Below are 21,152 nucleotides of genomic sequence, written 5' to 3'. Positions count from 1 at the left end.
GCCGAGCCCGCGCCGAGCCGACGCCGAGCCGCGCCGCTGCCGCCGCCGAGCCGCCGCCGAGCCGACGCCGAGCCGCCGCCGATGCGGACGCGATCGACCCGAACGAATTCGACGGAGATTTTGCCCAAAACAGCCCGAAATACTTTGCAAAAGCAGTTTCAAACGAGATTCTCCGTCGAATTCGTTCGACGCTGTGAGCGATGCAACCGATCGATTCGGACTCACTCAGCCGGCCCCTCCCCAACCCGGCCGGCCGTCATCCCGGGACCGATGCCGGCGCGCGCGGTGGCGCCTGCCTCCGGAGTGATGGACTGATGCGGTGATCCGAGCCGATGTCCCGCTGACCCTCCCCACCCGCCCGGCCGACCTGCCGCCGCCTGGCTTCCCACTCATCGCGAGCGTGGCGCCGCTGGCCGCGGCCGGGGCGATCTGGCTGATCACGGGCTCAGCCTTCGTGCTGATCTTCGCGGTGCTCGGCCCGGTCATCGCCGTGGCCGGCATGCTCGACGCGCGGCGCACGGGCCGCCGCACCCGGCGTACCAACGCCCTCGACCAGGGGCAGGCACTGGCGACACTGCGGGCCGAGGTGGCCCTGCGCCATGAGGAGCTGCTTCGCGCGCACTGGCGGCGCACGCCCTCGGCCAACAGCATCGTCGCCGCCCCGCACGCCGCCATCCGTTGGACCGGTTCGGGAGCAGACGTGAGCCTGGGCTCCGGTGCGGTGCCCAGCGGGCTACGCCTCGACGGTGGCGCCGCTCCCGACGAGCATCGCGATGTGCGCGACTGGGCGGCCACGCTCACCGAGGCACCGATCGACGCTGATGCCGGCGGTGGTATCGGCATCGTCGGACCGCTGTCGCTCGGGCAGGCGCTGGCCCGCGGGCTGCTGGTGCAGCTGGCCTGCTCCTTGGCTCCAGACCAGGTCGGACTCACCGTGCCTGATCGCGGTTGGGAATGGGCGGTCGCCCTCCCGCATGACACCGGGCAGTCCTGCGCCCGCCGCCTCGTGATCTGCCAGGCGCCGTCGGGCGGGGCACCCAAGTCGGGCGGGGCACCCCTGGGCGGGGCACCCAAAGGGTCGGGGTTGGTCGTCGCCCTGGCCGGCACTCTTGCCGAATTGCCGTGGGGCTGCGACACCATCGTGCGGTTGCAGGGTCCCGGCCGGGCTGAGGTGCTGCGCTCCAGCGTGCACGCCTGTGGGAGTGGCTTCCGGCCCGAGCTGATCACCGTCGAACAGGCGATCGTGGTCGCCCGCGTGCTAAGCGCCCGGGCCTCGGCGGCTGGATTGGTCCAGAATGCGCGGCGAGTCCCCGCATCCGTTGCCCTTGGTGAGCTCTCTGGCTTCCAGCCCGGGTATCGGGCACCGCATGGGCAGCCCCAATCGCCGAACCTCCGTTGCGTCATCGGGGTGGGAGAAGCGGGGGAGGTGTCGCTCGACCTGGTCGGGGCAGGGCCGCACGCGGTCGTCGGCGGCACGACCGGCAGCGGCAAAAGCGAACTGCTGGTGACCTGGGTGGCGGCGATGGCGGCGGTGGCCGGCCCCGACGAGGTGACGTTCCTCCTGGTCGATTTCAAGGGTGGGGCCGCGTTCGCCCCGCTCTGCGCCCTTCCCCACTGCGTGGGTTTGATCACCGACCTGGACGTGCACCAGGCCGCCCGGGCGCTGGCCAGCCTGGCCGCCGAGCTGCGGTATCGCGAACGCGTACTCGGGCGTGCCGGCGCGCGTGACATCGTGGACCTGCGGAGGCAGGATGCCGGCGGGGCGCTTCCGCGGCTCGTGATCGTGGTCGACGAATTCGCGACCATGCTCACCGCATTCCCCGACCTGCACGCTCTGTTCGTCGACATAGCCGCGCGGGGCCGGTCGCTGGGCGTGCACCTGATCCTCTGCACCCAGCGGCCCACCGGTGTGGTGCGTGACGCCCTGCTCGCCAACTGCACGCTGCGGGTGTCGCTGCGGGTGAACAACCGCGCCGACAGCGTGGCGGTGCTGGGCACGGATGCGGCCGCGGCCCTCGGCGCGGACCAAGCCGGCCGCTGCCTGATCGCCGCGGACTCCTCGGGGCCCGTGCTCTGCCAGGTGGCGACGACCTCGCCGCGCGAGATCCGCTCCCTCGCAGTCGCGGACGCCGATGCGCCGAACCCTCGGCGCCCCTGGCTCGACCTGCTGCCTCAGACGGTAAGCCGCGAGGACCTCCTCGCCCTCGTCGCGGGCGGAACGGCGGCCGACGAGAGTGCGTTCGGCGGCGCCGCGGTGGCGGCCGGGCACGACCGTGCCGTTCCCGACGCTCGTGCCGCGCCCGGCGGTCTGCTGGGCTTGCTCGACGAGCCGGAACTGCAGCGCTACCGGGTGGCCCGCTACGAGCCGATCGCCGAGGGCAGCCTGCTCGTGATCGGCGGTCCCCGCTCGGGCAAGTCAACTGCGCTTGCGTCGGTCGCGGCGGGGTTCGCGCCCGTTGGAGATGCCGTGCTGCTCGGAGCGGACGTCGAGGCGGTGTGGGACTGCCTCGTCAAGGCGCGCCAATGCCTCGACGCCGGCGGGAGTCCGGCTGCCAGGCTGCTGCTTCTCGACGACTTCGATAGCGTGCATGCCCGCTGGGACCAGGAGCACCGTCCGGCGGCCCTCGAACTGCTCGCCGGGCTGCTCCGCGACGGCGCGGAGGGCGGCCTGCGGATCGTCATCGCCGCGCAAAGGCTCACCGGATCGCTGCAGTCCCTGCCTGCCCTGTGCCAGAGACGGCTGGTGCTGCGCCTGCCCGATGTCGCCGAGCACGTCGCGGCCGGAGGAGTGGCTGCCCTGTTCGACGACCGCCTTCCGCCCGGCGGCGGGAGCTGGCAGGACCATCGCATCCAGCTCCTCGCGCCGGAGCAGAGCGGTGCAATCCCGGATGTCGCGGCGCAGCGGGACATCGAGCCACGCACGGATGCCGCCGCGCTCCTGGGGCGGCCCGGGCAGACCCTTCTCGTCGTGTCGGACTCGCCGTCCCGCTCGGCCGCAGTGCTGGGAACGGTCCCCGGCGCGCGGGTCGTCGACCTCGCGGCGGTGTCCCACGGCGAGCTGGCGGAGGCCGCGCAGGCAGGCGCGTCGCTCCGGCTGAGCGAGTCACAATCAGGCACCGCCTTCGTCGGAGACGTGGACGCGTGGCAGGCGCAGTGGTCCCTGCTGGGTGCCCTGCGCCCGCACGCGGACCTGGTCTTCGACGGCTGCAGCCTGGCCGACTACCGGGCCATCAGCCGACGCCGGGACCTGCCTCCGCCGTTGGCACCCAACCGAGGTCGGGTGTGGGTACTGCGCCCGGACGGCGCCGTGCACCGGGCCACGCTGCGGGCCCAGGTCGTGTAGCCGCCGGCCGCGAAGTCCCGGAGCACAGTCCCGCAGCACAGTTCAGCGGTGCCGGCCCCGCCGCCGTCCCGCCGTGGATCAGGCCAGCGCGTCCACCAGACCGCGGAGCGGCAGCGAGTGCGCACTCGCGACCGGGCCGCTGGTGATGAGGCCGCCGACCGTGGACAGGCCGAAAGCGAGCGCGGCATCCGTTCGGAGCGCGTCCTTCCAGCCTCGGTTCGCGATCAGCCGAACATAGGGAAGCGTGGCGTTGGTGAGCGCATAGGTGGACGTGCTCGGCACGGCCCCGGGCATGTTCGCCACGCAGTAGAACAGGGACTGATGCACAGTGAACGTCGGATCGGCGTGCGTCGTCGGGTGGGAATCGGCGAAGCAGCCACCCTGATCCACAGCGATGTCCACGAGCACGCTGCCCGGCTTCATCCGGGACACGAGCTCGTTGCTGACCAGCTTGGGGGCCCTGGCCCCGGGGATCAGGACCGATCCGATCACCAGGTCGGACAACACCAGCGCCCGGTCGATCTCGTAGCTGTTCGAGGCGATGGTCTGCACCCGCCCGTAGTACAGCGCGTCGATTTCGCGCAGGCGGAACAGGTTGGTGTCGAGCACGGTCACCTGGGCGCCGAGCCCGAGGGCGACCTGCATGGCTGCCGTGCCGGCCACACCGCCGCCGAGCACGGTGACCCGAGCCGGATGCGTTCCGGGCACCCCGGGCACGAGCAGGCCCGGTCCGCCGTTGGGCTTGAGCATCGCGTTGGCGCCGACGATGGGTGCCAGGCGGCCCGCAACCTCGCTCATCGGCGCGAGCAGCGGCAGCGCCCGCGTCGGCAGCTGCACGGTCTCGTAGGCGATCGAGGTGACACCGCCCTCCAGCAGCGCACGGGTCAGGGCTGGTTCCGCGGCCAGGTGCAGGTAGGTGAACAGCAGCAGATCGGGGCGAAAATAACCGTACTCGCTCGCCACGGGCTCCTTTACCTTGAGCAGCAGGTCGGCGGCGGCCCAGGTTGACGCGGCATCCGGCATGATCGTCGCGCCCGCCGCCGCATAGCTCTCGTCGCTGAGCCCGGAGCCGAGCCCGGCCCCCGTTTCGATCAACACCTCGTGCCCGTGCGCCACGAGGTCGTGTACGCCGGCCGGGGTGATCGCCACCCGGAACTCGTTGTTCTTGATTTCTGCCGGAACTGCGACCTTCATGGCGCTCCCTTGACTAACGAATTCGACGGAGATTTTGATTCAAAAACCGTTTTTGGGGCCAAAAGCGGCCTTTATGGTGAAAATCTCCGTCGAATTGGTTCAAACCCTCAGCGATGGACCTCCGGGCGGTGGACCTCCGGGCGGTGGACCACTCTGGCCTGAGCGAAATCCTACCGCCGCCGAACAGCTCATTTCGATTGAGAGTGTCGCCATAGAGTGCTGATTTCGTGCGTGATCTGACCAGAAATTAACGATTCGGTCACTCTTGGGTGCGCAGGGGGCGCTCCTGTGCAAGTATCTAGCAACTCGCAATGAAAGCTGTGAGAGCTCATCCGCTGAGAAGTGCAAGGAGACCCGACCATGAAGCCCAGGCCGTTGCCCGCAGATCCCATGATCGCTCAGCTGGTCCGTCAGGCCCGGGCGACCACGATGGGGCGCCGCGCTCTGCTCGCCGGAGCCGGTGGCGGGGCCGCAGCCCTGGCGCTCGCCGCATGCTCGACCGGAGGGGCCACGAAGCCCACCGCCGCCCCCGACGAGTCCGACAGCAGCAAGCTCGTGCGCTGGGACAACTGGGCGCTCTACATCGACGTCGATGACGCCGGCGACTACCCCACACTGGATGCGTTCACGACCGAAACCGGCATCAAGGTCGAGTACACCGAGGCCGTCGACGACAACAACACCTACTACGGCAAGGTCAAGGACCAGCTCGCCCTCGGCCAGGACATCGGCGCCGACACCGTCTGCCTGACCGACTGGATGGTCGGCCGTTGGATCCGGTTCGGCTACACCCAGGAACTCGACCAGGCCAACATCCCCAACTTGAAAAACCTGCTCCCGTCCCTGAAAGACGTGGGCTTCGACCCCGGCCGCAAGATGAGCGTGCCGTGGCAGGGCGGGTTCGCCGGCATCTGCTGGAACAAGGAGAAACTTCCGAACGGCATCGCCTCGGTCGAGGACCTGTGGAGCTCCGACCTCAAGGGCCGGGTCGGCGTTCTGTCCGAGATGCGCGACACCATGGGACTGATCATGCTCGACATGGGTGTCGACATCGCGGGCGACTGGGGCGACGACGAGTTCTTCGCCGCGATCGACGTGCTGGAGAAACAGGTCGGCGACGGCCAGGTTCGCAACATCAAGGGCAATGCGTACAAGGAAGACCTCATCAACGAGGACACCCTCGCCGCCATCGTCTGGTCCGGCGACATCGTGCAGCTCAACGCCGAGAACGGGGACAAATGGGAGTTTGTGGTCCCCGACAAGGGCGGCACCCTCTGGAACGACAACTTTCTGGTGCCGATCGGCTCCACGCACAAGAAGAATGTCGAGAAACTCATCGACTACTACTACGACCCGGCCGTCGCCGCCGAGGTCGCCGCCTACGTGAACTACATCACCCCCGTCGCCGGCGCCAAGGAAGCCGCGATGGCGATCGACCCCGAGCTCGCGAACAACCAGCTGATCTTCCCGGACGACACGACCCTGGCCAAGGCTCGCGTCTTCCGCACCCTGACCGGCGCGGAGGAGCAAAAGTACGACGCCGCCTTCCAGGGCATCCTGCTGGGTTCGTAGGGATGGCCAACGGAGAATTCGCCAGCGCGGGGGCCGACCTGGAGCTGGTGGGTATCCAGAAGAGGTTCCCGGGCTTCACCGCTATCGAGCATCTCGACCTGAAGATCCCCGCGGGGTCGTTCTTCGCGCTGCTCGGCCCGTCCGGCTGCGGCAAGACCACGACCCTGCGCTTGGTGGCCGGCCTCGAGGAACCGACGGCCGGGCGCATCCTGATCGGGGGCACGGATGTGACGAACCAGAAATCCTTCCAGCGTCCGGTCAACACGGTGTTCCAGAGTTATGCCCTCTTCCCGCACATGACAGTGTTGGAGAACGTCGCCTTCGGGCTGCGCCGCCGGCGGATGGACGACCCGGTCGCCAAGGCTCACGAGGCGCTCCGCCTGGTGGAACTGGACCACCTCGCCGCCCGCCGCCCGCAACAGCTCTCCGGCGGACAGCAGCAGCGCGTGGCCCTCGCCCGCGCGATCGTCAACCGGCCGGCCCTGTTGCTGCTCGACGAGCCCCTCGGGGCGCTCGACCTGAAGCTGCGGCGCCAGATGCAGCTCGAGCTCAAGACCATCCAGGAGGAGGTCGGCCTCACGTTTCTGCACGTCACCCACGACCAGGAGGAGGCCATGACCATGGCCGATACCGTCGCGGTCATGAACAAGGGCCGGATCGAGCAGATGGGCGCCCCCGAGGAACTCTACGAGCTGCCGCGCACGGCGTTCGTCGCTAACTTCCTCGGCCAGTCGAACCTGTTCACCGGCCCCGTGGTCGGTAGCACGAGCGAGGCCATCTCCGTGGCCGTGGCCGGCCAGAAAATCGTGGTTCCGGCGGCGCGCGCGCACCGGCACACCGGCGAGGTCACGATCGGCGTCCGCCCGGAGAAGCTGACCCTGCACGTGACCGAGCCCGTCGCCGACGTCGCCCGCAACCTGATGGGTCCCGGCCGGGTGATCGACGTCTCGTTCAGTGGGGTCAGCACCCAGTACCTGGTCGAGGTCGTCGGCGTCGGCACCCTCATCGTCTTCGCGCAGAACATGGCGTTCGGCCCCGTCGCCCATGAGGGGTCCGAGGTCTGGCTGGACTGGAACATCGAACACGGCTTCGGGCTCGAGGACGACGCCTCGGCGGAGCCCCGTTTCGAGGCGGACGACAGCACCCGGAGCATCGCGGCCCAGAAACGCTCCTCCCTGCTCACGGAGCTTGAGGAAGCCTAGGGTGGCGTTCGCGGCATTCTCCACCAGCACCACCGCGCCCGAACCGGCGCCGCGCCGGAAGAGCCCGATCGCGCTGCTCCTGCTGTTGCCGGGCATCCTCTACCTGGTGCTGTTCTTTCTGGCCCCCCTCGTCTCGCTGCTGCTGACGTCGTTCCAGGCCCCCTCGGAATTCGGCGACGTCGGCCAGTACTCCTACGCCTTCCGCTGGGAGAACTACGTCGACGTGATCACGGCCTACTGGCCGCACATCATGCGCTCCTTCGGCTACGCGCTGATCGCCACGCTGCTCGCCCTGGTGTTCAGCTACCCGCTGGCGTACTTTATCGGCGTGAAGGCGCGGCCCTGGCCGTTGCTGCAGAGCCTCATGCTGGTGCTGGTGATCGCCCCGTTCTTCATCAGCTTCCTGCTGCGCACCCTGGCCTGGAAGCAGCTCCTGTCCGACGAGTCGTTCGTGATCACCTCGCTCAAGGCTCTGTCGTTGCTGGCACCGGATGCCCATTTCACGGGCACTGCTTTCGCCGTCATCTTCGGGCTCACCTACAACTTCATCCCGTTCATGACCCTGCCGCTCTACACGACGCTCGAACGGCTCGACCTGCGCTACCTCGAGGCCGGCAGCGACCTCTACGCGCATCCGTTCGACGTGTTCCGCAAGATCACGATCCCGCTGTCGATGCCCGGCATCGTGGCCGGAACCCTGCTGACCTTCATCCCGGCGGCCGGCGACTACATCAACGCGAGCCGGGACTTCCTCGGCGGACCGGACACCCAGATGATCGGTAACGTGATCGAGGCCAACTTCCTGGTGCTGCAGAATTATCCGGCGGCGGCCGCGCTGTCGATCATCCTGATGTCGGTGATCCTGGTGATCGTGAGCGTCTACGTCAAACGGTCGGGCACGGAGGAGCTGCTGTGAAAATCTCCCTGGGCAAGTGGTTGCTGCCGCTCTACACGGTGCTGGCGCTGATCTTCCTGATGGTGCCGATCGTCTACACGTTCGTGTTCTCGTTCAACGACTCGCTCAAGTCCAACATCACCTGGCGCGGGTTCACCTTCGACAAGTGGCTGAACGTGTGCCAAGTGCAGAACGGCGCCGTCTGCGAGGCGTTCGGCAACAGCATCCTGATCGGCGTGGTGGCCACGGTGGCCGCGACCACGCTCGGCACCATGATCGCGATCGCCCTCGTGCGGTACCGGTTCCGGTTCCGGTCGCAGACGAGCCTGCTCCTGTTCCTGCCGATGGCCACGCCGGAAGTCGTGCTCGGCGCCGGCCTGGCCGCGCAGTTCCTGTCGCTCGGCGTTCCGAAGGACATGTCTACGATCATTCTGGCTCACACTATGTTCTGCATCAGCTTCGTGGTGGTGACGGTCAAGGCGCGTGTCGCGAGCCTCGACCCCGCGCTCGAGGAGGCCGGCCGAGACCTCTACGGCTCGGCAACCCAGGTGTTCGCGCGGATCACCTTTCCGCTCCTGCTGCCCGGCATCCTGGCGGCCGCGCTGCTCTCCTTCGCGCTGAGCTTCGATGACTTCATCATCACCAACTTCAACTCCGGCGCCGTCACCACGTTCCCCAAGTACATCTACGTGTCCGCAGCCCGGGGGATCCCGGCCGAGGCGAACGTGATCGCGTCGGCGGTGTTCATTTTCGCCCTGGTGATCGTGGTCACCGCCCAGGTATCCCGGGCGGCCAAGGAGAAGCGGCTGGCAAAACTGGGCTGACTCCCGGCCCGCGCCCTACACGTAGCTGGCGCGGATCTCCCCGACCGGGAGCCCACCGCCCAGCACCATCAGGTGCAGCTCGGGCAGAATGGCCTCGACGTCGCTGTGTGCGATCGCACCGGAGTCCGCAAGCAGACGCAGGGCCACGATGGTGGTTGCCCGCAGGCTGCCGTCGAGAATCTTGAGGGCGACCGTCGTGCCGTTGGCGGCGGAGGCGACGCAGATGCCCTCCGCGCCGGTCTTCACGAACAGTCCGAGGCGGTCGATCACGACCGTGTCGGGCATGCCGGGTCCGGCGATGACCCAGCCGTTCTGCCGTATTGCCTCGCCGAGGAAGCCGGCCTCGCGGTAGATCGCGAACGGCGAGTTTGACTTGGACGTGGCGATGCGGGCGATGCCGCGTGCCAAAGCGGTGAGGGACAGCGCGTGAACCGGCGCGCCACATCCGTCGATGCCCGACGCCGACGGCCGCTCGCCGGTGAAGCGCTCCACCACGTCGAGAATGCGCTTCTGCAACGGATGCGCCGGCTCCAAGTATCCAGACAGCGCCCAGCCGTTCTGCTGGCAGGCCACGAGCATCGCGGCGTGCTTGCCCGAGCAGTTCATGTAGATCGGGGCCTTGGCGGCCCCCAGTCGCACCAGGGCGTCGCGGGTGGGGGAGTCGTCCGGCCAGGCCGCCGGGCAGGCGAGCGCCGTCTCGGGGATGCCGGCGCGGGCGAGGAGCCCGCGCACGAGGTCGGCGTGGCGCTGCGTTCCGGTGTGGCTGGCGGTCGCGATGGCGGCGTCTTCCCCGCGCAGGGTGACCCCGCTGGCCATCACGGCGATGGCCTGGAAGGGCTTCATCGACGACCGCGGGAAGATCGGGGTGGTCACATCGCCGAGGGCGCGTAGGACCGCGCCCTCGCTGGTGAGCACGACCGCGCTGCCGGCATGCCTCGATTCGATGAAGCCGCTGCGCTCGACCACGGCCAGTTCGACCGCATCGGGGACGAAGAACGTCTGCCCGGCGTGGATTGGCACCTCGAATGTCGTTGTCACGGTGTGTGCTTCGCGCCTAAAGCGCGGCGATGGCGTCGTCGATGACCGAGAGGGCATCGTTCAGGAGGGCATCACTCACGGCCAGGCTCGGGAGGAAGCGCAGCACGTTGCCGTAGGTTCCGGCGGTGAGCAGCAACACGCCGTGCTGGGCGGCGTAGGCGGCGATGGAGGACACTGCGGCGGCGTTCGGCGCCTTCTCCGTGTCACCGGTGCCCGGCTGCACGAGTTCGATGGCGATCATGGCGCCGCGACCGCGGATCTCGCCGATGATGTCGTACTTCTCCTTGAGAGAACCGAGGCCGGCGCGCAGGGTGTTCTCGATACGCACACCCTCGGCGAGCAGATCGCCTCGCTCAATCGACTCGAAGACCGCTATGGCCGCTGCGCAGGAGACCGGGTTACCGCCGAAGGTTCCGCCGAGGCCGCCGGGCTGCGAGGAATCCATGATCTCGGCGCGGCCGGTGACGGCGGCCAGCGGCATGCCGCCGGCGATGCCCTTGGCGGTGAGCACGAGGTCGGGGGTCCAGCCGAAGTGCTCGCTGGCGTAGTACTTGCCGGTGCGGGCCATGCCGCTCTGGATCTCGTCTGCGATCATGACGACGCCGTTCGCGGTGCACCAGGTCTGCAGGGCGTTGAAGTAGCCCTCGGCCGGAACCATGAAGCCACCCTCACCCTGGATGGGCTCGACGACCAGGCAAGCCAGGTCGGTGGGTCCGACGACCTTCTCGAGGTACGCGATCGTGCGCGCCGCGGCATCCGCCCCGCTCAGACCGTCGTGATACGGGTAGGAGCTGGGGGCGTGGTAGACATCGCTGGCGAGGGGGCCGTAGCCGGTGGCGTAGGGCATGGCCTTGTAGTTCATGGCCATGGTCAGCACCGTGCGACCGTGGTAAGCGTGGTCGAGCACGGCGACGGCGCGGCGGCCGGTGTGCTTGCGGGCGATCTTGACACCGTTCTCGACGGCCTCGGCGCCCGAGTTGATCAGCACCGACTTCTTCGGCCAGGAGCCGGGGGTGTGCTCGGCGAGAAGCTCGCAGACGCGCACATACTCCTCGTAGGGCGTGATGGTGAAGAGGGTGTGGATGAAGTCCTGGGTCTGTTCGACGGCGGCCGCGACCACGCTGGTCTCGGTGTGGCCGATCGTGGTCACACCGATGCCGGCGCCCAGGTCGATGAACTGGTTGCCGTCGACGTCGACGAGGATGGCGCCGTTCGCCTTGGCGATGTAGACGGGCAAAGCGGATGCGACGCCGCCGGAGACGACGGCGAGCCTGCGCTGCTGGAGTTCTTTCGAACGCGGACCCGGGATCGCGGTCACGATCTTGCGTTCCTGCGGCACGGTGTAAACCAGTGCGGCGGGGGTGGACGGGGAGGTCGAAGGCGTCAGCGTGTCAGTCATGATCTGACCAGTTTACCGATCGATGCGACGGGAGGCGCGGCGAATTGCTGCGACAATCGGTTCCCTGGCCGTGTTACGGCCCGTTGTCGGCCGCGAATCGGCCCGCAGAGCCGCGCAAATCGAAGGAGGCGCCGTGATCGGTGCACACCACCACTACGCCGTGAACATCGCCTGGACAGGCAACCGTGGCACCGGCACAAGCAGCTACCGGGACTACGGCCGGGATCACCTGATCACCGCCCCCGGCAAGGAGCCGATAAGTGCATCGGCCGATCCGACCTTCCACGGGGACGCCGACCGTTGGAACCCGGAGGAACTGCTGCTGGCCGCCCTCAGCGAATGCCACCTGATGAGCTACCTGCACGTCGCCGTGAAGCACGGCGTGCAGGTCGTCGACTATACCGACGACGCGACCGGGTCGATGGCCCAGACGACGGATGGTGGCGGCCACTTCACCGAGGTGACCCTGCGACCGCGCGTCACGGTTGCCGACCCCGGCCAGGTCGAACTCGCGCAGTCCCTGCACGCGGAGGCCGCCGGCCTCTGTTTCATCGGCGCATCCGTGAACTTCCCCGTCATTCACCAGCCGCAGACGGTGGCGCTCGCCGATACTGAGGTGTGACGCCGACCCGGTCACCGCAACGTGCGGTCGGTGGCCGTGCTCCCTGCGGCGGCGGCGATCAGACGGCTTCCGCCGCACGCTCGCCGCCACATACCCGGGGTTCTATCGGTGCTACGGGCCGGACAAGGCGGCGAGGGTTTCCTCGATAACGGAGGCGGCATCGTCGATCAGCGCCTCGGAGATGACGACCGACGGCATGATGCGCAGCACCGAGTCCCAGCTGCCGGCATCCAGCACGATGACGCCGTTGGTGGTCGCGTGCTTGACGATCGCGGTGAGAGCCTCGGGGTACGGTGTGGTCGTGCCCGGGTGCACGAGCTCCACCCCGAACATCGCACCCTTGCCGCGCACGTCGCCCACGACCGCGAACCGCTTCGGCCAGTCGCCGATGCGCGCCCAGAGGGCCTTCTCGACGCGCCGCGCCTCGCCGAGGAGGTCGTCCCGCTCGATCAGGTCGAAGACGGCGAGGGCGGCCGCGGTCGAGACCGGGTTGCCGCCGAAGGTTCCGCCGATGCCGCCGGGCTGCACAGAGTCCATGATGTCGGCGCGGCCGGTGACGGCGGCGAGCGGGAATCCGCCGGCGATGCCCTTGGCGGTGGTGACGAGGTCCGGCACCACGTTGTGGTGCTCGATGCCGTACCAGGCGCCGGTGCGGGCGATGCCGGCCTGGATCTCGTCGGAGACGAAGACGATGCCGTGCTCGGTGCAGAATTCGCTCAGGCGCTTGAAGAATCCGGGGGCGGGGATGACGATGCCGCCGTCGCCCTGGATCGGCTCGATGAAGAAGGCCGCGATCTCGGTGGCGCCGATGTGGGTGTTGATGTAGTCGATGGTCTTCTCGGCGGCTTCTTCGCCGGTCAGGCCGTCACGGTAGGGGTAGCTGGTCGGCACGCTGTAGATCTCGCCGGGGAACGGTCCCATTCCGGCGCGCTCGGGCCAGGGGCGGTAAGTCATCGCCATGGTCAGGTTGGTGCGACCGTGGAACGCGTGGTCGAGCGCAACGATGGCGCGCCGGCCGGTGAACTTGCGGGCGATCTTCACGGCGTTCTCGACGGCTTCCGCGCCGGTGTTCACCAGGATGGAGCGCTTCTCGAAGTCGCCGGGGGTGATCTCGGCGAGCTTCTCCGCGACGGCCACGTAGTTCTCGTACGGGGTGACGGTGAACAGGGTGTGGGTGAGCTTGGCGGCCTGCGCCGCGGCGGCCGCGGCCACCTCGTCGTTCGCGTGACCGATGGTGGTCACGCCGATGCCGCAGCCGAGGTCGATGATCTGGTTGCCGTCGACGTCGACGAGGATCGCTCCCGCTCCGTGATCCATATAGATGTTCGCCAGCGTGCCCGCACCGCGGGAAACCGCGCGCAGGCGGCGTTCCTGCAATTCGACCGACTTGGGGCCGGGAAGGGCGGTGACGAGCTTGCGCTCCTGGGGTACCGAATACGTGTCAGACATGACCCCAGCTTAGGTCGCGCCCGTTTCCGCGGTGTTTCCGGGCGACGGATGCTCGGCTCGGCCGGTCCGAAAGCGGCTAGACGCGTTCGCGCGGGAAGACCCGGTCGGCGATCTTTTGCAGGGTTCCCGAGGGCGGCGACTCGTTGTACCGGCCGGCCAATTCCTGACGGGACAGGGCGTGGATCGCGGCCATGATCTCGTCGGTCGCGCCGCGCCGTGCCTTGCCGGACTCGGCGGAACCGTGGCGGCTCAGGTCGAGGGGCTCGCCGAAGGTAACGGTGACCTTGCGGATGCGCGGGAATTTCGCTCCCACCGGCTGGATCTCCTGTGTGCCGATCAGCCCGACCGGAACCACGACGGCCCCCGTGGTGAGGGCGAGCCATGCCACGCCCGTGCGGCCCTTGTACAGGCGGCCGTCGAGGGAACGGGTTCCCTCCGGGTAGATCGCGAACGCGCTGTCGGATTCGAGGATGTTGCGGCCGGCGTCGAGAGCGTCCTGGGCGGCCTGCCCCGCGCCGCGTTCGACCCCGACCGCTCCGATCGAGGTGAAGAAGGTGCGCGAGACGAAACCCGTGAACCCGGTGCCGGTGAAGTAGGTGGACTTGGCCAGGAACTGCACGCGCCGAGGTGCGACCAGCGGAATCACGATGCTGTCGATGAACGACAGGTGGTTGCTGGCCAGGATGACGCGGCCGCTGCGCGGGATGTTATCCCGGCCGATGATGGTGGGGCGGAAGACCAGCCGGGCGATCGGCGCCATGATGCCGTAACCGAGAAAGTAGACGAATCCGGGGCGCTTCGTGCGCTCCGATTCCTCCGCCGACAGGTCGACGGGAGTTGCATCCTGGGAATCTTCTTTGGAACCGGTCATCCTTGGACCCTACCGCCACGGCCCGCCCCGCCACGAAAGGCGGCGGCGCCACCTAAAATTGCAGGATGCGCAGACGAGTTGTAATTCTCGGGTCGACCGGCTCGATCGGAACCCAGGCCCTCGATGTGATCAAGGCCAACCCCACCCGGTTCGAGGTGGTCGGGCTCTCCGCCGGCAACAACAGGACGATGCTCGAGGCGCAGGCCGCCGAGTTCGAGGTCGAGCACACGGCGCTCGGCGCGGACGAGGCCGAAGAGCTCGTGCGCGACGTCGAGGCCGACGTGGTGCTCAACGGCATCACGGGCTCGGTGGGCCTCGGGCCGACTCTCGCCGCCCTGCGAGCCGGTCGCACGCTGGCCCTGGCCAACAAGGAATCGCTCATCGTCGGCGGCGACCTGGTGAAGTCGCTGGCGGCGCCGGGACAGATCGTGCCCGTCGACTCCGAGCACTCCGCCATCGCGCAGGCGCTCCGCTCGGGAACGGCCGGCGAGGTGCGACGCCTGGTGCTGACGGCATCCGGGGGCCCGTTCCGTGGCCGACGACGCGGGCAGCTCGCCGACGTCACGCCGGCCGAGGCGCTCGCGCACCCTACCTGGGAGATGGGGCTCGTCGTCACGACCAACTCGTCCACCCTCGTCAACAAGGGCCTCGAGGTGATCGAAGCGCACCTGCTCTTCGACGTGGAATACGAGCGCATCGATGTGGTCGTGCACCCGCAGTCCGTCGTGCACTCCATGGTGGAATTCATCGACGGATCGACGATCGCCCAGGCGTCCCCGCCGGATATGCGTCTGCCGATCTCGCTCGGGCTGGACTGGCCGAACCGCGTCGCGGCGGTCGGCACCCCGATCGACTGGACCATCCCGCAGGACTGGACCTTCGAGCCCCTCGACACGACGGCTTTCCCGGCCGTCGACCTGGCCAAGCAGGTCGGGCGCGCGGGCGGCACCTACCCCGCGGTGTTCAACGCGGCGAACGAGCAGGCCGTGGCAGCTTTCCACGCCGGCACCATCGGGTTTCTGGACATCGTCGACACCATCCAGCGTGTCGTCGAACGGCACGAGCAGGACGGCCCGCTCACACGCGAGTCGCTCGTCGGCGCCGAGGCGTGGGCCCGCGCCGCGGCGGACAAGCTCCTCGCCCGCTGAGAAAGCCGGCCACGCAGCTTAGGCCGTGTCGCCTGAGCTGCGGTAACTGTCCGCGGTGGCGGCGAGGGCATCCGGCCACGGGGTCTTGCCGACGCCGAGCTCGCGCTCGGTTTCGGCGGAATCGATGATGTACGGCACCCTGAGCTGATAGCTCGAGGCCCAGATCTCGTGCATCATCGGGTTCAGCGCGCCGAGCGATTTGAGCAGCCACTGCGGGTAGCCCGCCACCGTGCCGTGCGTGCCGTAGCGGCGGTTGAGCTGGGCGGCGATGTCGTCACGGGTGATGGCCGTGCTCGGCACATGCCAGAGGCGGCCCCAGTCGCCCCGGTAGTCGGCGGCGGCCACGAGAGTTGTCACGATGTCGGGCAGGTAGCTCCAGCTGTGCACGCGCCCGGGCCGGCCCACGACCCGGGCGGTCTTCGATTCCAGGATGGCTCTGAAGAACCGGTCGTCGAGATGCGCAGTGCCGACGACGCCCGGCCCGAAATAATCGCTCGCCCGCACCTCGACGGCCCGAATCTCGCCGCGGTCGTGCGCGTCCCTCACCCGGTGCCAGAGCTCCTTGCGCACGAGCCCCTTCGTCTCGGTGGTCGTTTCCGGCGAATGCTCGGTCATCGGCCCGGTCGGAGACCCGTACGGGTAGAGATTGCCCATCATCACCAGGCGGGCGCCGGTGACGGATGCCGCCGTCAGCGCCGCGTCGATGACCGGCGGCCACTGGGTGGGCCAGTCGGTGTACCGCGGGTTGATGCACAGAAAGATCGTCGACATGCCGGTTGCCGCCCGGGTGAAGGTCTGGGCGTCGCTCGCGTTCAGCACGACAGATTCTACCCCGGGTGCCGCCGCGCCGGAGCGTGTTCCGACGGTCACCTGGTCTCCTCGAATCATCAGACGCTCGGCGAGCGGTCGTCCGACCATGCCGGCGCCGACGATCAGTTGCTGGGGCATGTATCCTCCTGAGGTGAGGCCGACGCTAGTCCTCGTCGTCGCAGCCGTCGTCGTTCTTCTTGCATTTACCGTCGTCCTTGTCGTTGCCGTTGTCAACGGACGTCGGGCTCGGGGCTGGAACCGGGGCCACGGTCGGCTCCGGCTTGCTCGCCTCGATCGCGGCGGTCAGGTCCGCGGACACCAGGTTGAGGGCTGACTGGATGTCGGCAGCACGGGCGGCGCTCACCCCGTCCGCCGCGGCCGCGGTCAGCAGGTCGGCCTGGACGGCCTCGAGCGAGGCCTGGGCGGCCTCGAAGTCGCCGGCCGCGGCGGCCGCTGTGACGTTCCGCACACCGGCCTGCAACTCGGTTGCGGTGCTCTGCTGCAGGTCGGGAGGTGTGCTCCCGCACCCGGTCAGGGTGGACGCGACGAGCGTGACCGCGGCCAGTGCGAGTGTTAGGCGGGCCCGAGGCATCATGGCGTCACGCTTTCCTGGAGTCGCTTCAGATTGGTGCCGAGGGAGCCGTCGACGGCCGGGTAGGTAGCGGCGGGCGTGGCCGGTTCAGCCACCCGCGGGGTGAAGACCACCACGGCGAGCAGAATGAGCGCGGCCAGGACTCCGAGCGAGGCGAGCACTCGGGGCCGGCGCCACGCGGGAGCGATGGTGGTGCCACGGGCGCTACCCGGGGACCGTTCCGCCGCGCGGCCCGGTGAGCGGGCCGGAGCGCCGGCCGGCGTCAGAAACTCGGTGGGGGAATCCGCGCCGGGTTTCGGGGCAGCGATGACCTTCGTGACGGCCAGAACCGCAGTCGGCTCGAGGGTCGCGGCCCTGAGGACCGCGGTGGGCTCGAGGGTTTCGGTGGCGCCCAGGACGGCAGTGGGCTCCAACAGCTCGTTGGCGCCCAGATCGGCGGTGGGTTCCAGAAGCTCGGTGGCCCCCGGAGCCCCCATTGCCACGGTGACTGCGGTGACATCGGCGACGTTCTCCCCGCTGACCAGGCGTCGCAGCTGCACGGCTGCGTCACCCGCGCTGAGTCGGTCGGCCGGCTCGCGGATGGTCATGCCGCCCAGAACAGCGGCCCAGCGCTGGCCGAGATGGGCCGGGATGTGCGGCTGCCGCTGCAGCCTGGCCATTGCCGATTCGATCGCCGTTCCGGTGAAGGCGCGCTCGCCAGTGAGGCATTCGAGCAGCACGAGTCCGAGCGAGTAGACGTCGCTGGGCGGGCCGATGGTGTTGCCGAGTGCCTGTTCGGGGCTGAGGTAGCCGGCCGTGCCGAGCAGAGACCCGGTCGCCGTGAGGCGGGTCGCGTCGAAGAGACGGGCAATGCCGAAGTCGGCGAGTTTGGCATGCATGGCGCGGCCGGGGAAGCCCGACGGTGCGAGCAGCACGTTCGCGGGCTTGATGTCGCGGTGGATGATGCCCCGCGCGTGCACGTAGTGCAGCGCCTCCGCGAGGTCGGCGCCCATGGCTGCCACCTCGTCGGGGTGCAGGGCCCCGTCGGCGATCTTGCTGCGCAGGTCCGTGCCGTCCACGAGCTCCATCACGATATAAGTGCGCGAGACTCCGTCGATCACGGCCGTGCCGGCGTCGAACAGGGTGACCAGGGCGAAGTGGTTGAGGCTCGCGAGCACCGTGACCTCGCCGCTCTGGCGCTCGGGCCCGGCGTCGTCGGCCGTGTCGAGACGGAACAGCTTCACGGCGACCGTACGCCCCAGAAAGAGGTCGGTGGCCCGGTAAACGGATGCCATCCCGCCCGTTCCGAGCAGAGCGTCGATACGAAAACGGTCGGCCAGGCTGATGCCGATGGGACCGACGGCGTGTGGCTTGGACAGAGGGAACCTCCTCGTGGATCCGTAAACTCAAGCAAACCACACCTTGCAGGGGGAACAGCCAGCGCCCTCGCAGGGTGGAGTGGGTAATCTACGACTGTGGAAACCGTGCTGCTGTATATTCTGGGCGTTCTGATCGTCGTGGTCGGCCTTGCCCTGTCCATCGGCCTGCACGAGATCGGGCACCTGCTTCCCGCCAAGCTCTTCGGCGTCAAGGTCACCCAGTACATGATCGGTTTCGGGCCCACCCTATGGTCCCGTCGCAAGGGCGAGACCGAGTACGGCGTGAAGGCCATCCCGCTCGGCGGCTACATCGCCATGATCGGCATGTTCCCGCCCGCCAAAAAGGGCGGCAGAGTGCAGGCATCCAGCACTGGCTTCTTCAACCAGCTGGTGCAGGAGGGTGAACCGGAGAAGAAGCCCGGCGCCATGGCCACCATGGTCGACGACGCCCGCCAGTCCAGCGCCGACACCATCGGTGAGGGCGAGGAGCACCGCGCGTTCTACCGCCTGCCCGTCTTCAAGCGTGTCATCATCATGCTCGGCGGGCCCACGATGAATCTCCTCATCGCGGTCGTGCTCTTCGCCGTGCTCCTGATGGGCTTCGGAACGGCCCAGGCCAGCACCAGCGTCGGCAGCGTGTCCGAGTGCGTGCTGCCGGCCACGAGCACCCGGCAGACCTGCGAACCGACCGACGAGAAGGCGCCCGGCGCCGCGGCCGGCCTGCAGCCGGGCGACCGCCTGGTCAGCATGAACGGCACCCCGATCGACAGCTGGGACCAGTCCACCGAGATCATTCGCGAGTCGCCGGGCATCCCGCTTGCCACCGTCGTCGAACGCAACGGCACCCAGCAGACCCTGACCATCACCCCGAAACTCACCGAACGCTACGTGAGCGATGCCGACGGCGAGATCGAAGAGGATGCCGCCGGCGAGCCGAGGACTCAGGAGGTCGGCTTCGTCGGAATCGGCCCGGCTGGCGAGTTCGTGCCGCAGCCGGCGACCGCCGTGCTGCCCGCGGTGGGCGAGAACATCGGCGCGGTCGTGCACATGATCGCGAACCTGCCGCAGCGCATGATCGATATCGCCAACGCGGCCTTCGGACCGGGGGAGCGCGACCCCAACGGCCCGATCAGTGTGGTCGGGGTCGGCCGCGTCGCCGGCGAGATCGCCAGCATCGACGCCATCCCGGTGAACAGCAAGATCGCGAGCATGCTGGGGCTCCTGGCCTCGCTCAACGTGGCCCTGTTCGTGTTCAACCTGGTGCCGCTGATGCCGCTCGACGGCGGACACGTCGCCGGCGCGCTCTGGGAAGGGTTGCGGCGTCAGATCGCCAAGCTGTTCAGACGCCCCGACCCGGGCCCCGTCGACACGGCGAAACTGATGCCGCTCACCTTCGCCGTCGTGGTGGTGCTCGGCGCCATGAGCCTGCTGCTGATCTACGCGGACATCGTCAAACCGATCAACATCTTCGGCTGATCCGCGGCGCGTCCCGGCGCAGCTCCCCGCGGCTCTGCCCGGCGAGATTCGCCGAGATTCGCCGAAAATGCCGAGAGTCGCCGTTCCGCCAGGTCAACTGGGCAAAAACGGCGACTCTCGGCGTCTGCGAGCGGCGTCCGGTACGGGCGTTAGCGCGAGAGCAGCAGCGCCTCACCCTGGCCGCCGCCGCCGCAGAGGGCGACGGCGGCCTTACCGGTGCCGCGCCGGGCCAGCTCAAGCGCCGCGTGCAGCGCGAGGCGGCCGCCCGAGGCCCCGATCGGATGCCCGAGGGCGATCGCGCCGCCGTGGATGTTGACCTGCTCGGGGGAGAGGCCGAGCTCCCGGGTCGATTCGAGCGACACCGCGGCGAAGGCCTCATTGATCTCGACCAGGTCGAGCTCGTTGGCCGCCCAGCCCTGGCGCTCCAACGCGCGGTGGATCGCGTTCGCCGGCTGTGAGTGCAGCGAGTTGTCGGGTCCGGCGACCTGGCCGGAGGACTCCACCACCGCCAGCCAGCTGAGCTCATTGTCGTCGGCGAAGCGGCGGCTGCACAGCACGAGGGCGCTGGCACCGTCGCTCAGCGGCGACGAGTTGCCGGCCGTGACGGTGCCGTCCTCGGTGAAGGCCGGGCGCAGCCGGCCCAGCGTCTGCGTGGTGCTGTCGCCGCGCACACCCTCGTCCGTGGCGACCAGGAGCGGCTCGCCCTTCCGCTGCGGAACGCTGATCGGGGTGATCTCGTCGTCGAAGACGCCGTTCTCGACGGCGGCGGCGGCGCGCTGGTGCGAGGCGGCCGCGATGGCATCCTGGTCCGCCCGAAGCAGGCCGAGCCGCCCGTTGACATGCTCGGTGGAAAGGCCCATAGAGAGGCCGTCGAAAGCATCCGTCAGCCCGTCGCTGGCGGCGTGGTCAAGCATGGTGACGCTGCCGTAGGCCCAGCCCGTGCGCGAGCCGGGCAGCAGGTGCGGGGCGTTCGACATCGATTCCTGGCCGCCGGCCACGACGACATCCGCTTCACCGAGACGGATGATCCGGGCCGCGTCGATCACGGCGGCCAACCCCGAGAGGCACACCTTGTTCAGTGTCATTGCCGGAACGTTCCACGGGATGCCGGCGCCGATCGCGCTCTGCCGGGCCGGGTTCTGGCCGGAGCCGGCCTGCAGGACCTGGCCCATAAGCACGAACTGCACCTGATCGGGTGTCACGCCGGCGCGGGCGAGCGCCCCGGTGATGGCAGCGGTTCCCAGCTGCACGGCGGTGAGGCCTGAGAGCTGCCCGTTCACCCGACCCTGCGGTGTGCGCGAGCCCGCGAGGATGACGACGTCGCTGCTGTTCACGGCACTGTGGTTCATAGCGGATCTC

18 protein-coding genes are annotated in these 21,152 nt (G+C 68.8%); 9 read left to right on the top strand and 9 right to left on the bottom strand.

The features are described 5' to 3' along the window. Both E3O28_RS16415 and E3O28_RS12845 read left to right on the top strand, forming a co-directional pair. A partial coding sequence (locus tag E3O28_RS16415) for a hypothetical protein (protein WP_166784822.1) occupies positions 1–197 on the top strand: 197 nt, incomplete at its 5' end. Between the two features lie 122 nt (positions 198–319). Then, complete coding sequence (locus tag E3O28_RS12845) at positions 320–3,343, top strand: FtsK/SpoIIIE domain-containing protein (RefSeq protein ID WP_134416287.1); 3,024 nt, start codon at positions 320–322, stop codon at positions 3,341–3,343. Positions 3,344–3,421: 78 nt separating this feature from the next. Here E3O28_RS12845 and ald read toward each other — a convergent pair whose 3' ends face one another. Then, entirely contained in the window at positions 3,422–4,537 is a 1,116-nt protein-coding gene (ald, locus tag E3O28_RS12840) for an alanine dehydrogenase (RefSeq protein ID WP_104100281.1), read from the bottom strand. A 360-nt stretch (positions 4,538–4,897) separates the two neighbouring features. On the opposite strand from ald, the gene E3O28_RS12835 reads away from it, so the two are divergent. Genes E3O28_RS12835 through E3O28_RS12820 form a run of 4 tightly spaced genes read left to right on the top strand, consistent with a single transcriptional unit; the run spans position 4,898 to position 9,030 of the window. Continuing rightward, positions 4,898–6,109 carry a spermidine/putrescine ABC transporter substrate-binding protein gene (locus tag E3O28_RS12835; RefSeq protein WP_104100280.1) on the top strand — a complete coding sequence of 404 codons (1,212 nt, stop codon included), beginning with the start codon at positions 4,898–4,900 and terminating at the stop codon, positions 6,107–6,109. A gap of 2 nt (positions 6,110–6,111) precedes the next feature. Beyond that, entirely contained in the window at positions 6,112–7,311 is a 1,200-nt protein-coding gene (locus tag E3O28_RS12830) for an ABC transporter ATP-binding protein (RefSeq protein WP_134416285.1), read from the top strand. 1 nt (position 7,312) lies between these two features. After that, positions 7,313–8,227, top strand: coding sequence for an ABC transporter permease (locus tag E3O28_RS12825; protein ID WP_104100278.1), 915 nt, complete (start codon positions 7,313–7,315; stop codon positions 8,225–8,227). Continuing rightward, entirely contained in the window at positions 8,224–9,030 is an 807-nt protein-coding gene (locus E3O28_RS12820; RefSeq protein WP_174720187.1) for an ABC transporter permease, read from the top strand. Before E3O28_RS12825 ends, E3O28_RS12820 begins: the two co-directional genes overlap by 4 nt. A gap of 15 nt (positions 9,031–9,045) precedes the next feature. Here the strand turns inward: E3O28_RS12820 and E3O28_RS12815 are convergent, their stop codons facing one another. Both E3O28_RS12815 and gabT read right to left on the bottom strand, forming a co-directional pair. Beyond that, positions 9,046–10,068, bottom strand: coding sequence for an asparaginase (locus E3O28_RS12815; RefSeq protein WP_233191307.1), 1,023 nt, complete (start codon positions 10,066–10,068; stop codon positions 9,046–9,048). Positions 10,069–10,084: 16 nt separating this feature from the next. Beyond that, a complete protein-coding gene (gene gabT, locus E3O28_RS12810; protein ID WP_104100276.1) occupies positions 10,085–11,467 on the bottom strand; it encodes a 4-aminobutyrate--2-oxoglutarate transaminase in 1,383 nt (460 codons plus the stop codon). 136 nt (positions 11,468–11,603) lie between these two features. On the opposite strand from gabT, the gene E3O28_RS12805 reads away from it, so the two are divergent. Then, complete coding sequence (locus E3O28_RS12805) at positions 11,604–12,089, top strand: OsmC family protein (RefSeq protein ID WP_104100294.1); 486 nt, start codon at positions 11,604–11,606, stop codon at positions 12,087–12,089. Positions 12,090–12,200: 111 nt separating this feature from the next. Here the strand turns inward: E3O28_RS12805 and E3O28_RS12800 are convergent, their stop codons facing one another. Both E3O28_RS12800 and E3O28_RS12795 read right to left on the bottom strand, forming a co-directional pair. Next, positions 12,201–13,538, bottom strand: a complete 1,338-nt coding sequence (locus E3O28_RS12800; protein WP_134416283.1) for an aminotransferase class III-fold pyridoxal phosphate-dependent enzyme — start codon at positions 13,536–13,538, stop codon at positions 12,201–12,203. Positions 13,539–13,614: 76 nt separating this feature from the next. Then, complete coding sequence (locus E3O28_RS12795; RefSeq protein WP_104100274.1) at positions 13,615–14,409, bottom strand: lysophospholipid acyltransferase family protein; 795 nt, start codon at positions 14,407–14,409, stop codon at positions 13,615–13,617. 65 nt (positions 14,410–14,474) lie between these two features. Between E3O28_RS12795 and dxr the strand changes: the two genes are divergently transcribed. Then, entirely contained in the window at positions 14,475–15,557 is a 1,083-nt protein-coding gene (dxr, locus tag E3O28_RS12790) for a 1-deoxy-D-xylulose-5-phosphate reductoisomerase (protein WP_104100273.1), read from the top strand. Positions 15,558–15,575: 18 nt separating this feature from the next. Here dxr and E3O28_RS12785 read toward each other — a convergent pair whose 3' ends face one another. From E3O28_RS12785 to E3O28_RS12775, 3 genes are read right to left on the bottom strand one after another with little or no spacing between them, the layout of a single operon-like run. Then, on the bottom strand, positions 15,576–16,505 hold the full coding sequence (locus E3O28_RS12785; RefSeq protein ID WP_104100272.1) for a hypothetical protein: 930 nt from the start codon (positions 16,503–16,505) through the stop codon (positions 15,576–15,578). Between the two features lie 25 nt (positions 16,506–16,530). Then, on the bottom strand, positions 16,531–16,962 hold the full coding sequence (locus tag E3O28_RS12780) for a hypothetical protein (protein ID WP_104100271.1): 432 nt from the start codon (positions 16,960–16,962) through the stop codon (positions 16,531–16,533). Then, on the bottom strand, positions 16,959–18,260 hold the full coding sequence (locus E3O28_RS12775; protein ID WP_277874721.1) for a serine/threonine-protein kinase: 1,302 nt from the start codon (positions 18,258–18,260) through the stop codon (positions 16,959–16,961). The genes E3O28_RS12780 and E3O28_RS12775 overlap by 4 nt, the downstream gene beginning before the upstream one ends. A 153-nt stretch (positions 18,261–18,413) precedes the next feature. Between E3O28_RS12775 and E3O28_RS12770 the strand changes: the two genes are divergently transcribed. Continuing rightward, positions 18,414–19,793: a site-2 protease family protein gene (locus E3O28_RS12770; RefSeq protein ID WP_166784821.1), complete on the top strand. Its 1,380-nt coding sequence runs from the start codon at positions 18,414–18,416 to the stop codon at positions 19,791–19,793. 149 nt (positions 19,794–19,942) lie between these two features. Here E3O28_RS12770 and E3O28_RS12765 read toward each other — a convergent pair whose 3' ends face one another. Next, positions 19,943–21,142: an acetyl-CoA C-acetyltransferase gene (locus E3O28_RS12765; protein ID WP_104100269.1), complete on the bottom strand. Its 1,200-nt coding sequence runs from the start codon at positions 21,140–21,142 to the stop codon at positions 19,943–19,945. Between the last annotated feature and the right edge of the window lie 10 nt (positions 21,143–21,152).

Source organism: Cryobacterium sp. TMT2-14 (assembly GCF_004402465.1).
Taxonomy (GTDB): Bacteria; Actinomycetota; Actinomycetes; order Actinomycetales; family Microbacteriaceae; genus Cryobacterium; species Cryobacterium sandaracinum.
This window is presented reverse-complemented; position numbering and strand designations above follow the sequence as displayed.

Excerpts from the sequence above, each read along its gene's own strand:
- ald (WP_104100281.1), bottom strand. The coding sequence starts at position 4,537 with ATGAAGGTCGCAGTTCCGGCAGAAATCAAGAACAACGAGTTCCGGGTG.
- E3O28_RS12835 (WP_104100280.1), top strand. The coding sequence starts at position 4,898 with ATGAAGCCCAGGCCGTTGCCCGCAGATCCCATGATCGCTCAGCTGGTC.
- E3O28_RS12830 (WP_134416285.1), top strand. The coding sequence starts at position 6,112 with ATGGCCAACGGAGAATTCGCCAGCGCGGGGGCCGACCTGGAGCTGGTG.
- gabT (WP_104100276.1), bottom strand. The coding sequence starts at position 11,467 with ATGACTGACACGCTGACGCCTTCGACCTCCCCGTCCACCCCCGCCGCA.
- E3O28_RS12800 (WP_134416283.1), bottom strand. The coding sequence starts at position 13,538 with ATGTCTGACACGTATTCGGTACCCCAGGAGCGCAAGCTCGTCACCGCC.
- E3O28_RS12795 (WP_104100274.1), bottom strand. The coding sequence starts at position 14,409 with ATGACCGGTTCCAAAGAAGATTCCCAGGATGCAACTCCCGTCGACCTG.
- dxr (WP_104100273.1), top strand. The coding sequence starts at position 14,475 with ATGCGCAGACGAGTTGTAATTCTCGGGTCGACCGGCTCGATCGGAACC.
- E3O28_RS12785 (WP_104100272.1), bottom strand. The coding sequence starts at position 16,505 with ATGCCCCAGCAACTGATCGTCGGCGCCGGCATGGTCGGACGACCGCTC.
- E3O28_RS12780 (WP_104100271.1), bottom strand. The coding sequence starts at position 16,962 with ATGATGCCTCGGGCCCGCCTAACACTCGCACTGGCCGCGGTCACGCTC.
- E3O28_RS12765 (WP_104100269.1), bottom strand. The coding sequence starts at position 21,142 with ATGAACCACAGTGCCGTGAACAGCAGCGACGTCGTCATCCTCGCGGGC.